We start from the raw sequence: 13,973 nt of genomic DNA, 5'->3' as shown, positions 1-13,973 counted from the left end.
TCGAGGTCCATACTGGGCCCGTGCCGGAAGCCCAGGCTGTCGGCTCCCTGTCCGGCCCGTCGCCCGGCCCCGTGCCCGGTCCCGCCTCCGACCGCGTGCCCGGCCCGTCGCCCGGCCCGGCCAACGGTGAGCCCGTCGCAGACGAGGTGTTCGACCGCATCGCGCGGCTCGTGCACCGACAGCTCGGCGTGCCCGCGGCCGCCGTCGTCATGCTCACCGACGACGGCGACGTCAAGACGCTCCCCGGCGCCGTCGGGTTCCCCGCGGACGCGCAGCGCAGCCGCCGCCTCGAGCTCCCCCGGCCCCTGACGGCGACCGTCGCGCGCACCCGCACCCCGCTCGTCGTGGGCGACGCCGACGACGACCCGCGCGTGGCCGGCCGGCACACGATCGGCGACCTGGTGCTCGCCGCGTACGCGGGCTACCCGATCGAGGACGCCCGCGGACACGTGGTGGGCGCGCTGTGGGCGGTGTCGTCCGTGCCGCGGACCTGGACCGAGACGGATCTCGCCACCCTCGCCGACCTGTCCGCCGCGGCGTCGGGCGAGCTGCGGCTGCGCGCGGAGCGGGAGCGCGCACGGCTGGCCGAGCAGGTGGCGTTCCGCGCGCACCGCCGGTCGCGGTTCCTGCTCGGGCTGTCGGAGCGATTCGCGCGCGTCACCACGCTGGACGAGGTCGAGGACGCCATCGCGCACGTCATCGGCACCGGCACGGGCGCCCGCTGGGTGTCGCTGGCGCTGGTCGACGCCGACCGGCGGCACCTGTCGTTCTTCACCGTGGGGCACCACCACCCCGGCGAGCCGGCCCTGCGCAGCACGCGTCTCGACGCGCCCCGGCCCGACACGCACGTCGTGCGCAGCCGCGCCGCCCTGCGGTTCCGCGACCACGCCGAGATGGTCGCGACGTACCCCGAGATGGGTCCCGTGGGCTCCGTGTCGGAGGGCGCGCGGTCGTTCCTGCCCGTGATGTCGAACGGCATGGTCGTGGGCGTCATCGCCTGCGTGTGGGACCAGGCCCGCGAGCACGACGCCGAGACGGCGGCCCTCGAGTCGACGATCAGCCGGTACGTGGCGCTCGCGCTGGAGCGGGTGGCGCTGCTGGAGGCGCGGCGGCGGGTCGCGACCACGCTGCAGGAGTCGATGCTCACCGCGCCGCCCACGGTGGCGCACCTCGACATCGCGACCACCTACTCTCCCGCCGCGCGCACCGACCAGGTGGGCGGCGACTGGTACGACGCGGTGGTGCGCGACGACGGCACCGCGATCGTCATGATCGGCGACGTCGCGGGCCACGACGTGCACGCCGCCGCCCAGATGGGCCAGCTGCGCTCCATGCTGCGGGCGCTCGCGTGGAGCCACGACGAGTCGCCGGCCGGGCTGCTGACCCGCCTCGACAAGGCGAACGCGCGGCTCGGCCCGCGGGCGATGGCGACCGCCGTCGTCGCGCGCCTGGACCGCGACCCGGCGCCGTGCCCGAAGGAGGCCCTCGAGGGTTCCCCGCCGGCCGAGCGGCCCGAGCGCGCCTACACGCTCACGTGGTCGGTGGCGGGGCACCCGCCGCCGATGGTGCTGCGCCGCGACGGCCGGGTCGAGCGCCTGTCCGAGACCCCCGACCTGCTGCTGGGCGTGGTGCCCACGACGCCCCGCGTGGACCGCACCTCCCGCCTCCTGCCGGGCGACACCCTCGTGCTCTACACGGACGGGCTGGTGGAGCGCCGCGGCGTCCCGAGCGACGAGCGGCTGTCCGACCTGGAGACGGTGCTGCGCTCCGCGCACGGCGAGGCGACGTCCGCCGTCCCCCGCGCTCTGGTGCGCGGCCTCGTGGGCGACGCGCAGCGCGACGACGTCGCGGTGCTGGCCCTGCGCGTGCGCGTCCCCGCCCCGTCCGGGCCGCCGTCGTCGGCCGGGCCCGCGAAGGCGGAGCGGCGCGTCGCCGACGACGACCTCAGCGACCTCGGCCCGGCGCGCCGGTGGGTGGACGACGTGCTCGAGTCGTGCGACGTGTCGGACGAGCAGCGGCGGACCGCGATGCTCCTGACCAGCGAGGTGCTGACCAACGCGCTGGAGCACGGCGACGGGCCGATCACGGCGACGGTCGAGGTGGACGGCCGCCGCCTGCGCGTGGGCGTCCGCGACGGCAGCATCGCCGAGCCGGAGCTGCAGTCCCCCCGGCCGCAGGACCTGTCGGGCCGCGGCGTGCTCTTCCTGGACCGCCTCGCGTCCCGGTGGGGCGTGCAGCTGCACGACGGCTCCGACGCCGTGGGGCGGCACTCGGGCGTCGTCGAAGGCAAGACGGTGTGGTTCGAGATCGACCGCGAGGCCCGGCCGCTCACCGGCACGGTGTCGCGCGTGCGTCCGCCGACACCCGCCACCGGCGCCGTCCCCCTGGTCGAGCGCGTGCTGCGCGACGACCGGCGCTGAGCGAGCCCCCGCCCGCCGTCCCTGGGCGGCTCGGTCGCCCCGGGCGACACCCCTCCCGGGTGTCGGCGGTCCGTCGTACGGTGTGAGACGTGACACACACCGCCCAGCGCCCCGACGCGCCGCCCCGACCCCGGGCGACGGCGACCGGTGCCCCCACCCCGTCCACGTCCGGCGGCGAGGGCGAGGACGTCGGCGCCCTGCTCGAGCCGTACCGGCGCGAGCTCACCGGCTACTGCTACCGCATGCTCGGCGGCGCGTTCGAGGCCGACGACGCGGTGCAGGAGACGCTGCTGCGCGCCTGGCGCTCGTACGACCGGTTCGAGGGCCGGTCGTCGCTGCGGTCGTGGCTGTACCGCATCGCGACCAACGTGTGCTTCGACCACCTCGGGTCGTCCAAGCGGCGGGAGCGCCCGATGGGGCTGGGCGGGCCGCAGCCCGCGGAGGAGCAGTACTTCGGCGACGTGCTCGCCGAGGACCGGTGGCTCGAGCCCGTGCCGGACGACGCCGTCCTGCCGCGCGAGGGCGACCCGGCCGACGTCGCGGTGGGCCGCGAGTCGATCCGCCTGGCGTTCGTGGCCGCGCTCCAGCACCTGCCGGCCAGGCAGCGCGCCGTCCTGGTGCTGCGCGAGGTGCTGCGCTGGTCGGCGGCGGAGGTCGCCGCGCTCCTCGACACCACGGTCGCGTCCGTGAACAGCGCCCTGCAGCGGGCCCGTGCCACCCTCGGCAGCAAGGGCCTGCGCCGGGCGGGCGGCCATGGCGAGGGTGCGGACCTCCCGGAGCCGCAGTGGGCCGAGATCGACCAGCAGCTGCTCGAGCGGTACCTGGACGCGTTCGAGCGCTACGACATGGACGCCCTGGTGGCGCTGCTGCACGAGGACGCCGTTCTCAACATGCCGCCGTACACGATGTGGGTGCACGGGCGCTCCGAGGTGATCCGCTGGATGACGGGCCCCGGCGCCGGCTGCCGGGGGTCCCGCTGCGTGCCCGTGCAGGCGAACGGCTCGATGGCGTACGGCCAGTACCGGCGCGACCCGACCGGCGGCTGGTCGCCGTGGGGGCTCGCCGTGCTGGAGGACGACGGCAGCGGCCGCATCACCGGCATCACGACGTTCCTCGACACCGCCACCTGGTTCCCCCGGTTCGGCCTGCCCGACCGGCTGCCCGCCCTCTGACCTGCGACCCACCGCGCCCTGCGGGCCGCGCTGGGCTACGTTGCCCGCATGACCACGGACGCCCCGCACCCCGAGGGCGTGCCCCCCACCGGGACGCCCGCGCCCCCGCCGGACGATCGCGTCGGCCACGAGGTCGACGACGAGGTCGACGACTCCGTCCGTCCCGTCCAGCACGACAGCAAGAACCCGCCGCGGTGGCTGCCGCGGGCGCTGGCGATGGTCGTGGTGGCCGTGTTCGTCGCCACCTTCCTCTCGTACGCGTTCGGCCAGCTCGGCGGGCTGGCCGTCAACGTGCTCATCTCCTTCTTCGTCGCGCTCGCGCTCGAGCCGATCGTCGTGTGGCTGGTGCGGCACGGGTGGCGCCGCGGCGCGGCCGCGGGCGTGTCGCTGGGCGGGGCGATCGTCGTCGTGCTCGGGGTGTTCGCGCTGTTCGGCAACCTGTTCGTGCAGCAGCTGATCCAGCTCGTCGCGTCGCTGCCCGACCTCTACACGAGCATCCAGCAGGGCATCGAGGCGCGCTGGGACGTCACGGTCCCCGACTCGGACGACCTCGTCGCGCAGGCTCTCGACCAGTGGGGGCAGGACGTCGCCACGGGCGCCCTCAGCATCGGGGCGTCGATCGTGGGGGTCCTGTTCGCGATCACCACGATCCTGCTGATCACGTACTACGTCATGGCGGCGGGCCCCAAGTTCCGCGCCGCGATCTGCGCGTGGCTGCGGCCCGACCGGCAGCAGGAGGTGCTGACCCTGTGGGAGATCACGCAGGTGAAGGTCTCCGACTTCATCAGCTCCCGCGTCGTGCTCGCCGCCCTGTCGAGCGTCTTCACGTTCGTCTTCCTGCTGATCGTGCAGACGCCGTACGCGCTGCCGCTGGCCGTCTTCACCGGCGTCGTGTCGCAGTTCGTGCCCACCATCGGCACGTACATCGGCGGCGCGCTGCCCGTGGCGGTCGCGCTCGCCGCGCAGGGGCTGCCGCAGGCGATCGCCGTGCTGGTCTTCATCGTCGCGTACCAGCAGGTGGAGAACCTCATCTTCTCCCCGAAGGTCAGCGCCCGGGCGCTGGAGATGAACCCGGCCGTGTCGTTCGTCGGCGTCCTCGGGTTCGGCGCCGTCTTCGGCGCCCTCGGCGCCTTCCTCGCCCTGCCGATCCTCGCGACCGTGCAGGCCCTCGGGAACACCTACCTGCAGCGGCACGAGCTCGTGGACTCGACGCTGCTGCACGACCCTGACGAACCGTCCGGCCGCGGCGAGGGCGTGTGGTCGTCGCGGCGTCGACGCAACCTCGAGGCCGGCGAGCGCGCCGCCCGCGAGGCCGAGGCCCGCCGGCGCGACGGCGCGGAGGAGTGAGCATGGACCTCGTCGGAGGGATCGCGCTGGTCGTCGCCGTGGGCGTAGCCGGCCAGGTCGCGGCCAAGCGCCTGCGGGTGCCGTCCATCCTGCTGCTGCTCGTGCTGGGCCTCCTCGTGGGACCCGTGCTCGGGTGGCTCGACCCGGACGAGGTCTTCGGCGACTCCCTCTTCCCCCTGGTCTCGATGGCCGTGGGCCTGCTGCTCTTCGAGGAGTCGCTCAAGCTCGACTTCGCCCGTCTGCGGGGCGGCGCGCGCCGCCCCGTCCTCGGGCTCGTCACCACCGGCGCGCTGCTCACCGGCCTGGGCGCGACGGTGATCGCCCACCTGTTCCTCGACCTGTCGTGGGGACGGTCCGCGGTGATCGGCGCCATCCTCATCGTCTCCGGGCCCACCGTCGTCGGGCCGCTGCTCGCGATCATCCGCCCCAAGCAGCCCGCGGAGTCGGTGCTCGCGTTCGAGGGCATCTTCATCGACCCCATCGGGGCGACCGTCGCGCTCGCCGTGGCGAACGTCGTCCTGCACGCCGAGACCACCAGCCTGCTGCTGACGTCCGCGTGGGGGCTCGTCGTCGGCGGCGTCGCGGCAGCGCTGCTCGTGCTGCTCATCCGCTTCGGCAGGGTCCCGAAGGAGACCGAGGTGGTGCTCGCGGTCGCGTTCGCGCTCGGGGCCTACGCGCTCGCCGAGGCCGGGCAGGACGAGGCGGGGCTGTTCGCCACCACCGCCCTCGGCGCCGCCCTGGCGAACCAGCGGGTGGCGCGCACCGAGCCGCTGCACGAGTTCGGCACCCACGTCGGGCTGCTGCTCATCGGCTCGTTGTTCGTCGTGCTGTCGGCACGGATCGACCTGGACGCCCTGGCCCGGTACGCGCTGCCGACCATCGGGATCGTCGCGCTGCTGGTGCTGGTGCTGCGACCGCTCGTGGCGTCGGTGTCCACGCTGGGCACCAGCCTCCCCTGGTCGCAGCGCGCGATGATCGGCTGGATGGCGCCGCGCGGCATCGTCGCCGCGTCCACCGCCTCCGTGTTCGCGCTGCGGTTCGAGGACGCCGGCGAGCCGTTCCCCCAGCTCGTGCCCGTGATCTTCGGCGTCGTGCTGCTCACCGCGATCGTCTACGGGTTCACCGGCACGCCCGTGGCGAAGCTCCTCGGCGTGCGCTCCGACGACCTGGAGCGGCTGGACGACGACGGGCTGCCGGTCCTGGACCGGTCGGGCTGACCGCCCGCACGCTGCCTACGATGGCGCCATGACCGGTCCGGTGCTGGTGGGGGTGCCCCACGACCACCATCCGAGCGTGCCCCGGCGCGCCGCCGACCTGGCGGCCGCGCTCGGCACGGAGCTGGTGTGCGTGGCCGTGGACGAGGCGTCGGTGCGCCAGCCGTCCGGCGCCGTCGTGCCGGTGGACCCCGACGCCGGCTCCCCCGCCGACGACGGCGAGCTGAGCGCCGCCGTCGCCGCCGCGCTGGCCGACAGCCCCGTGCGCTGGCGGCTCGAGCGCACCGCCGGCGACCCCGCTGCCGAGCTGGCCCGGCTCGCGGCCGCCCACGACGCCGTCCTGATCGTCGTGGGCGCCCGGCGGCCCGGCGTGCGCGGCTGGGCCACGCACCTGGTCGGCGGCACCGTCGCGGGGCACCTCGTCCACGACCAGCCGCGGCCGGTGGTCGTGCTGCCCGACCAGCACGCGGGCGACGCGTCGTGACGGCGGGCAGCCCGCCCGCCCGCACCAGGCCCGCGCACCGGCGGCCCGGGCTGGTCGCGCTGGTCGCGGCCGGAGGCGCCGTCGGCACCGCGGCCCGGTTCGGTCTGTCGCAGGCGTGGCCCGCCGTCGACGGGTGGCCGGTCGCGACCTTCGCCGCCAACGTGCTCGGCGCCTTCGTGCTGGGCTGGCTGCTGGAGTCCCTCGCCGCCCGCGGGCCGGAGACGCCCGGCGTGCAGCGGGTCCGCCTGGCCGTGGGCACCGGCGTGCTGGGCGGGTTCACGACGTTCTCGTCGCTCGCGCTCGAGACGGAGCGGCTGCTCGCCGCCGGCGACGTCGCCCAGGGGTTCGCGTACGCGGGCGGCACGCTCGTGCTCGGGTACCTCGCCTGCCTCGGCGGCGTGCTGCTCGGCTCGGGCCGGCGCTCGGGTCGGAGCTCGCGATGAGCGCCGCCGTGACCCTGCTGCTCGTCGCCGTGGCGGGCGGGCTGGGCGCCGCCGCCCGGTTCGTCGTCGACGGCGCGGTGCGAGCCCGGACCCCCGGTGCCGCGTTCCCGTGGGCCACGGTGGTGGTGAACGTGTCCGGCTCGCTGCTCATCGGACTGGTCACCGGCGTGCTGCTCGGCGCCGGCGACCCGGAGCACCTCGAACCCTGGCGCCTCGGCGTCGCGACCGGGTTCTGCGGCGGCTACACCACCTTCTCGACGGCGATGGTCGAGACCGTCCGCCTCGCCCGCTCCGGCCGGCGTCGGCTGGCCGTGGCCAACGCGCTCGGCACCATGGCGCTCACGCTCGCCGCCGTCGTCGTCGGCATCGGCCTCGGCCTCCTGCTCTGAGGCGTCGCGGTCGGGGGCCTGTGGCACGCTGACCCGGTGAGCCTCATGCTGCTGGACTCCGCGAGCCTGTACTTCCGTGCCTTCTACGGCCTGCCCGACTCGCTGCGCTCCCCCGACGGCAAGCCCGTCAACGCGGTGCGCGGCCTGCTCGACATGATCGCGTTCCTCGTCACGGAGCACGGGCCGGACCGGCTCGTGGCGTGCTGGGACGAGGACTGGCGGCCGGCGTTCCGCGTCGACGCGATCGGGTCCTACAAGGAGCACCGGGTCGCCGCGGTCACGCCCGCCGGCGAGCCGGACGTCGAGGAGGTGCCCGACGCGCTCACCCCGCAGGTCCCCGTGATCGTCGACGTGCTGGCCGCGCTCGGCATCGCCCGCGTGGGCGCGCCGGGCTTCGAGGCCGACGACGTCATCGGCACCCTGGTCACCCGCGAGGTGGCCCGCAGCGCCGCGACCGCGCTTCCCGTGGCGGGCGCCGTCGGGATGGTGATGCCCGCCAGCGTCGACATCGTCACCGGCGACCGCGACCTGTTCCAGCTCGTCGACGACGCGGCCGGCGTGCGCGTGCTGTACCCGGCGCGGGGCGTGCGCGACCCCGACGTCGTCGACCAGGCGAGGCTCGCCGAGAAGTACGGCGTGCCGAGCGGGCAGGCGTACGCCGACATGGCGACGCTGCGCGGCGACCCGTCCGACGGCCTGCCCGGCGTGCCCGGCATCGGGGAGAAGACGGCCGCCAAGCTGCTCGCCGCGTTCGGCGACCTGGCCGGCCTGCGCGCCGCCGCGGAGCACGGCGCGAAGGGCCTCACGCCCACGCAGCGGCAGAAGCTGCTCGACGCCGCGGCCTACCTCGACGTCGCCCCCACGGTGGTGCAGGTCGCGCACGACGCCCCCGTCGGCGAGGTCGACGACGCCCTGCCGCGTGCGCCGAAGGACCCCGAGGCGCTCGACGCGCTCGCCGAGCGCTGGGGCATCCGGTCCAGCGTGGACCGCGTGCTCACGGCCCTCGCCGCCCGCGCCTGATCAGGGCTGGAAGACGCAGAACTCGTTGCCCTCGGGGTCGGCCATGACGGTCCAGCCGATCTCGTCGTCCTGCGCGCGCAGCACGCGCGCGCCGCGGGCGACGAGGTCGTCGAGGGTGACCCCGTCGTCCAGCGTGACGTCCCAGTGCCAGCGGTTCTTGACCGTCTTGGGCTCGGGCACAGGGACGAAGTCGAACGACTCGAACGGGACGCCGGCGCCCTCGTCGAGGTAGGCGTAGTCCATGTCGTCGTCCTGCGTGAGCGTGCCGCCCAGCAGCTCGTGCCAGAACGCCGCGACCCTCCGGTAGTCCGCGCAGTCGACGACGACGTCCTTGAGCCGGTAGTCCGGCACCTCGTCGTCCGTGAAGACGCAGAGCTCGCCGCCCTCGGGGTCGGCCAGCGTCGTGTAGTGGTACCGACCGGCCTCGGTCAGGCGCGGCTGGTCGGGGAGCTCGTCGAGCGACCGGGCCCGCACGTCAGGGTGCACGCGGTGCTTCACCGTCTTCCCCTCCGGCACGGTGTTGACCCAGATCGTCCGCGCCGGCACGGGGTCGGGGCCCGGGTCGCGCAGGACGACGTCACCGTTGTCCAGCGCCTCCGCCCGCAGCCCCAGGGTGCCGGCCCAGAACTCCCCCAGCGTGGCCGCGTCCACGGCGTCGACGCACAGGTCCTTGAACGTCACCAGGCTCATGACCGGCAGCGTAGCCGCGCCTCAGCCCAGCGCGGACTCGACGAGGTCGGCGGCCCGCCGGGTGCCGCCCTCGGCCCGTGCGTCCGCCTGCAGCGCGGCCGAGCGGCGCGCGACCTCGGGGTCGGAGGTGAGCTCGAGCAGGGCGGCGCGCAGCTCGTCGGCGGTCGAGTCGGCGGAGCTCAGCCGGCGAGCGACACCGAGCTCGACCAGCCGGTCCGCGTTCATGAACTGGTCGACCGCCTGCGGCACCGCGATCATCGGCACACCGGCGAGCAGCCCCTCGCTGCTGCCGCCCATCCCGGCATGGGTGACGAAGGCGTCGGCCTGCTCCAGGATCGCCCGCTGCGGCACCCAGGCGTGGACCTCGACGTGCGGCGGGAGCTCGCCGAGGTCGGCCGGGTCCACGTGCTTCCCCACCTGCAGCACGACGTGCCAGCCGGGCAGGTCGCCGAAGGCCACGAGGCACCGGCGGTAGAACTCCGGCTGCCGCGTGTAGGCGGAGCCGAGGGAGACCAGCAGCACCTTCTCCGCGCCCGCCGGCCGGCTCCACCCGGCGCCGTCGTCGCGGATGTCGAAGCACGGTCCGACGAACGTGACCACGCCGGTGTCGACCCGGTCCGCCTGCGGCTGCATCGCCTTCGGGATCGTCGCGAGCACCGTGCCGGGCGCGCCCGGGAAGGCATCGACGTCGGTGGTGGTGGCCCCGTTCGTCGCGAGCCAGCGGGCGAGCTTCTCCCGGTACGCGTCCGCGCCGGGAAGCTGCCACAGCGGCGCCGCGACCTCCTCGGCGTAGCCGTCCCACGCGACGAACGTCGGCGACACCTGGATCACGGGCCGCCCCTGGGACTCGCCGAGCGCCCGCGCCGAGTACCCGCCGATGTCGTACAGGTAGAGGTCGGCCGGGTCGTCGTCGTAGAAGGCGCGCAGCTGCGGCAGCACCTGAATCTGGTCGTCGAGGAACGTCTCCATCGCGCCGATGGCGTCCTCGGGCCAGTCGTTGTCGGCGACCGGCAGCGTGGACGTGACGGGCACCAGCTCCGCGCCCGTGGCCACGACGAGGTCGGCCACCGGGGCGTCGTTCGCGTACGTCACCCGGTGCCCGCGCGCCACCAGCTCGCGGATGACCTCCAGGCTCGGGAGGACGTGGCTGACGGCGGGGACACCGACCATCGCGATGTGGGCAGGGCGGCGAGACATGCAGGAATCACTCCAGGTCGGTGGGGGCGTGCTGCCCATCGTGACCGGGCGCGGGGCCGCCGTGCCAGCGCATTTCCCGACGTCTCGGTCGGTCAGCCCGTGTTCTGCAGACCGGCGGAGACGCCGTTCACGGTGAGCAGCAGGAGGTGCTGCCAGCGGTCCTTGTGGCCGCCGTCCACCCACTCGCCGTCGTCCACCGTGAGGCCCTCGCTGACGCCCTGGCTGCGCAGCGCGCGCAGGGCGCGGACCTGGAGCAGCGACAGCGCGTCGACGTACGGCGAGCGCAGCTGCACCGCGCGGCCGAGGACACGGCGGTTGGCGAGCGGCCACTCGTTGCCGGTGACGCGCAGCACCCACTCGCGGGTGAGCCGCAGCTCGCCGAGCACGAGCTCCGCGAGGTCGTCGCGGTCGCCGAGGCCCAGGTACTGCGCGGCGATGTCCTCCTGCGTCTTGGCGAGGCCCATCTCCACGGTGTCGAGCAGCGTGGTGAACAGGGGCCACTCGCGGTACGCGGCCTGGAGCTCCTCCAGCCCGCCCGGCTGTTCGCCGGCCGAGCGCAGCGCGGTGCCGAGGCCGAACCAGCCCGCGAGGTTGATGCGCGCCTGCGACCAGGAGAACACCCACGGGATGGCGCGCAGGTCGTCGAGCGAGTTGACCGACAGGCCGCGCTTGGCGGGACGGGAGCCGATCGGCAGCAGGCCGACCTCCTCCAGCGGCGTGACCTGCGAGAACCACTGCGGGAAGCCCTCGGACTTCACGAGGCCGTGGAACGCGGCGCGCGACGTCTCGTCGAGGGTGGCCGCCAGGGGCGCGAACCGCTCCCGGGCGTCGGCGTTGCGCTTCTCCGCCGTCGGCGCCGAGGCGAGCAGCGTCGCCGCGGCGACCTGCTCGATGTGGCGCGCGGCGATGGTCGGGTCGCCGTAGCGGGCGAGGATGACCTCGCCCTGCTCCGTGAGCTTGAACCGGCCGTCCACCGAGTGCGGCGGCTGCGCGAGCACCGCGCGGTTGGCGGGGCCGCCGCCGCGGCCGAGCGAGCCGCCGCGGCCGTGGAACTGGGTGAGCGTGATGTCGTGGCGCTGGGCCCACTCGGCGATCCGCGACTGCGCCTTGTGCAGGGCGAGGGTCGCGGCGACCGGGCCGACGTCCTTCGACGAGTCGGAGTAGCCGAGCATGACCTCGACGCGGCGGCCGTTCTCCGCGAGGCGACGCTGCACCTCGGGGAACTCCAGCATCGCCTCGAGGATGTCGACCGAGTTCTCCAGGTCGTCGAAGGTCTCGAACAGCGGGACGGCGTCGACGACGGGGGCGTCGTCGGAGCCCTCGAACGCGAGCGCGGCGAGCCGGTAGACGGCGGCCAGGTGCTCGGGCGCCTGGGTGAAGGACACGATGTAGCGGCGCGCGGCGCGGATGCCGAACCGCTTCTGCACGGCGCCGAGGGCGCGGTAGGTGTCGAGCACCTCGACCGTGCGCTCGGAGAGGTCGCCGTGGATGCCCTTCTCGTCGATCTCGGCGAGGGCGGCGGCGTGCACCTGCGAGTGCTGGCGCACCTCCAGCTCGGCGAGGTGGAACCCGAAGGTCTGCACCTGCCACACGAGCTTCTGCAGGTCGCCGTACGCGGCGCGCGGGGCGCCGGCCTCGACGAGCGAGCGCTGCACGACCTCCAGGTCGGCGACGAGCTCCTCCGGCTCCCGGTACCCGAGGTCGGCGTCGCGGCGGCGGGTCGCGGCGACCCGACCGGCGATCGCGAGGACGGCGGCCCGGTGCGGCTCGTTGGGCGAGTCGGCGGCCGCGCGGGTGACGAGCTCGTCGGAGAGCTGCCGCATCCGCTGCCACAGCGACCTGAGCTCGGCCGACGCCGGCGTGCCCTCCTCGTCGAGCGTGAGCTTGCGCCCCGTCTCGACCGCCGCCTTCTCGAGCGCGCCGAGCGCGTGCTCGGCGGCGAGGGTCGCGGCCTGGCGGGTGACCTCGGCGGTGACGTTCGGGTTGCCGTCGCGGTCGCCGCCGATCCAGGAACCGAGGTGGACGAACGGGCGGGCGACGGGCGGGACGCTGCCGGCCTCGCCGTCGAGCAGCCAGTCGTCGAGGCGGCGGTACACCTCGGGGAAGGTGGAGAACATCGTGGCGTCGAAGACGCCCATCGCGGTCTTCACCTCGTCCAGCACGGACGGCTTGTGGGCGCGGATCGGCGACGTGCGCCACATGGTGTCGATCTCGGCGAGCAGGCGGCGCTCGTTCTCGGCGAGCGTGGTGCCGCCGGGGCGCATCGTGTCGCGGTCCGCGACCAGCGCGGAGATGCGGCGGACGGCGCCCGAGACGGCGCGGCGGCGGGCCTCGGTGGGGTGCGCGGTCAGCACGGGGCGGAACTCGATCTCGCCCAGGCGCCGCAGCGCCTCGTCGCGGCCGACCTCCTCCGCGAGCTGGGTGAACGCCTGCGGCAGGGAGTCCTCGATGACGACGCCCGATGCGGCGTCCGACTCCCGCGCCCGCAGCACGCGGACCCGGTGGTACTCCTCCGCGAGGTTCGCCAGGTGGAAGTAGCAGGTGAAGGCACGCGCCACCTGCTCGGCGCGCTCCGGCGTGAAGCCGGCCACGACCTCGGCCGCCTCCGCCAGCGTCGCGCCGCCGTCGTCCGCCCCGTAGGCGCGGATGGTCAGGCCGCGGAGACGCTCGACGTCGTCGAGCAGGCTCTGCCCGCCCGCCTCCTTCAGCACGGAACCGAGCAGCCCGCCCAGGAGGCGGATGTCGTCCCGCAGCGGGTCGGGCATCTCGTGGCGCGCCACCACGCGTTCGATCGAGCCGGTGGATCCCAGGTTCTCGCTCACGGGACTAGAGGGTAAGCCGTCTCGCCGACCGGGCGCCCGGCCGTCCGGCAGGTGACCCCCTGGAGTGTGGCTCAGCCCACCCACGACGGGTCGCCGAGGAGGTCCTGCAGCTCGTTCACCAGGCGCGCCGTGTGGAAGCCGTCGGCGGCCGCATGGTGGACCTGCACCGCGACGGGCAGCAGCAGCCGGCCGTCCCGCTCGACGTACCGGCCCAGGGTGACGATCGGTGCAAGGTGGTTCCAGGCGTCCCGGATGTTCAGGGTGAAGCCGGTGAACGACGCCCACGGCAGGCTGGACACGTCGAACGCGTTCGGCGGCGGGGCGCCCTGCGGGAAGAGCTCCGTCGAGTCCCCGTGCTCGGCCAGCACCGCAGCCGCCGCGTCGTGGAACGCGCCGAAGTCGGCGTCGTAGGGCGCCCAGACGCACGAGAACGTCTCCCGTTCCACGTGGAACACCGTGAACGCCGGGTGCACCGTCGGCCAGACCGCGGGCGCGCCGTCGTCCGTGAGGACCAGGCGGAACTCGTCGTGCCGGTTCACGACCGTCGCCAGCGCCCACACCTGAGCGAGGTACGTCCGGCGCGACGACGCGCGCAGCGCCGCCGCGAACGCCGTCACGTCCAGCTCCACCGTCATCGCGTACGTGCACGGCGACGCCCGGTAGTGCTCGAAGTGCTGTCGGCGCGGCCAGGTGTCCAGGTCGATCGGCGCGGGGGTCTCCATGCGCCCAGCGTCTCAGCGGGGCCGCCCTGCGGCGCAGGGCTTTTCGCGGGCGC

Annotated in this window: 12 protein-coding genes; 8 read left to right on the top strand and 4 right to left on the bottom strand. The window is 74.8% G+C overall.

What is annotated here, in order from left to right; translation table 11 throughout:
• The first annotated feature begins 20 nt into the window (after nt 1-20).
• The 8 genes from ACFQ80_RS09900 to ACFQ80_RS09865 all read left to right on the top strand — a co-directional run bounded on the left by ACFQ80_RS09900 (nt 21) and on the right by ACFQ80_RS09865 (nt 8,489).
• Nucleotides 21-2,420 (top strand): SpoIIE family protein phosphatase, encoded by a 2,400-nt coding sequence (locus tag ACFQ80_RS09900; RefSeq protein WP_430549055.1) that lies wholly within the window; start codon nt 21-23, stop codon nt 2,418-2,420.
• An 89-nt stretch (nt 2,421-2,509) separates the two neighbouring features.
• The gene (locus tag ACFQ80_RS09895) at nt 2,510-3,592 is read left to right on the top strand and encodes a sigma-70 family RNA polymerase sigma factor (RefSeq protein ID WP_430563523.1); all 1,083 of its coding nucleotides are present in this window, start codon (nt 2,510-2,512) and stop codon (nt 3,590-3,592) included.
• 48 nt (nt 3,593-3,640) lie between these two features.
• Nucleotides 3,641-4,939 (top strand): AI-2E family transporter, encoded by a 1,299-nt coding sequence (locus ACFQ80_RS09890; RefSeq protein WP_430563522.1) that lies wholly within the window; start codon nt 3,641-3,643, stop codon nt 4,937-4,939.
• Between the two features lie 2 nt (nt 4,940-4,941).
• Nucleotides 4,942-6,156, top strand: a complete 1,215-nt coding sequence (locus ACFQ80_RS09885) for a cation:proton antiporter (protein WP_430563521.1) — start codon at nt 4,942-4,944, stop codon at nt 6,154-6,156.
• A 28-nt stretch (nt 6,157-6,184) separates the two neighbouring features.
• Nucleotides 6,185-6,637 (top strand): universal stress protein, encoded by a 453-nt coding sequence (locus ACFQ80_RS09880; protein WP_430549059.1) that lies wholly within the window; start codon nt 6,185-6,187, stop codon nt 6,635-6,637.
• Nucleotides 6,634-7,080 carry a fluoride efflux transporter FluC gene (locus tag ACFQ80_RS09875; protein WP_430563520.1) on the top strand — a complete coding sequence of 149 codons (447 nt, stop codon included), beginning with the start codon at nt 6,634-6,636 and terminating at the stop codon, nt 7,078-7,080. The genes ACFQ80_RS09880 and ACFQ80_RS09875 overlap by 4 nt, the downstream gene beginning before the upstream one ends.
• Nucleotides 7,077-7,469: a fluoride efflux transporter FluC gene (locus tag ACFQ80_RS09870; RefSeq protein WP_430549061.1), complete on the top strand. Its 393-nt coding sequence runs from the start codon at nt 7,077-7,079 to the stop codon at nt 7,467-7,469. The genes ACFQ80_RS09875 and ACFQ80_RS09870 overlap by 4 nt, the downstream gene beginning before the upstream one ends.
• Before the next feature lie 45 nt (nt 7,470-7,514).
• Entirely contained in the window at nt 7,515-8,489 is a 975-nt protein-coding gene (locus ACFQ80_RS09865; protein WP_430563537.1) for a 5'-3' exonuclease H3TH domain-containing protein, read from the top strand.
• On the opposite strand, the gene ACFQ80_RS09860 is transcribed toward ACFQ80_RS09865, so the two are convergent.
• The 4 genes from ACFQ80_RS09860 to catA form a co-directional block, all read right to left on the bottom strand.
• Nucleotides 8,490-9,179, bottom strand: a complete 690-nt coding sequence (locus tag ACFQ80_RS09860; protein WP_430563519.1) for a VOC family protein — start codon at nt 9,177-9,179, stop codon at nt 8,490-8,492.
• A gap of 21 nt (nt 9,180-9,200) precedes the next feature.
• Nucleotides 9,201-10,376: a macrolide family glycosyltransferase gene (locus tag ACFQ80_RS09855; RefSeq protein ID WP_430563518.1), complete on the bottom strand. Its 1,176-nt coding sequence runs from the start codon at nt 10,374-10,376 to the stop codon at nt 9,201-9,203.
• Nucleotides 10,377-10,468: 92 nt separating this feature from the next.
• Nucleotides 10,469-13,141: a phosphoenolpyruvate carboxylase gene (locus ACFQ80_RS09850; protein WP_430563536.1), complete on the bottom strand. Its 2,673-nt coding sequence runs from the start codon at nt 13,139-13,141 to the stop codon at nt 10,469-10,471.
• A 128-nt stretch (nt 13,142-13,269) separates the two neighbouring features.
• Entirely contained in the window at nt 13,270-13,920 is a 651-nt protein-coding gene (catA, locus tag ACFQ80_RS09845) for a type A chloramphenicol O-acetyltransferase (protein ID WP_430563517.1), read from the bottom strand.
• Nucleotides 13,921-13,973: the final 53 nt, after the last annotated feature.

Origin of the sequence: Isoptericola sp. NPDC056578, from assembly GCF_042793275.1 — a bacterium.
Taxonomy (GTDB): Bacteria; Actinomycetota; Actinomycetes; order Actinomycetales; family Cellulomonadaceae; genus Isoptericola.
Note: the sequence above shows the minus strand (reverse complement) of the source record. Positions and strands in the feature narration are given on the sequence as shown.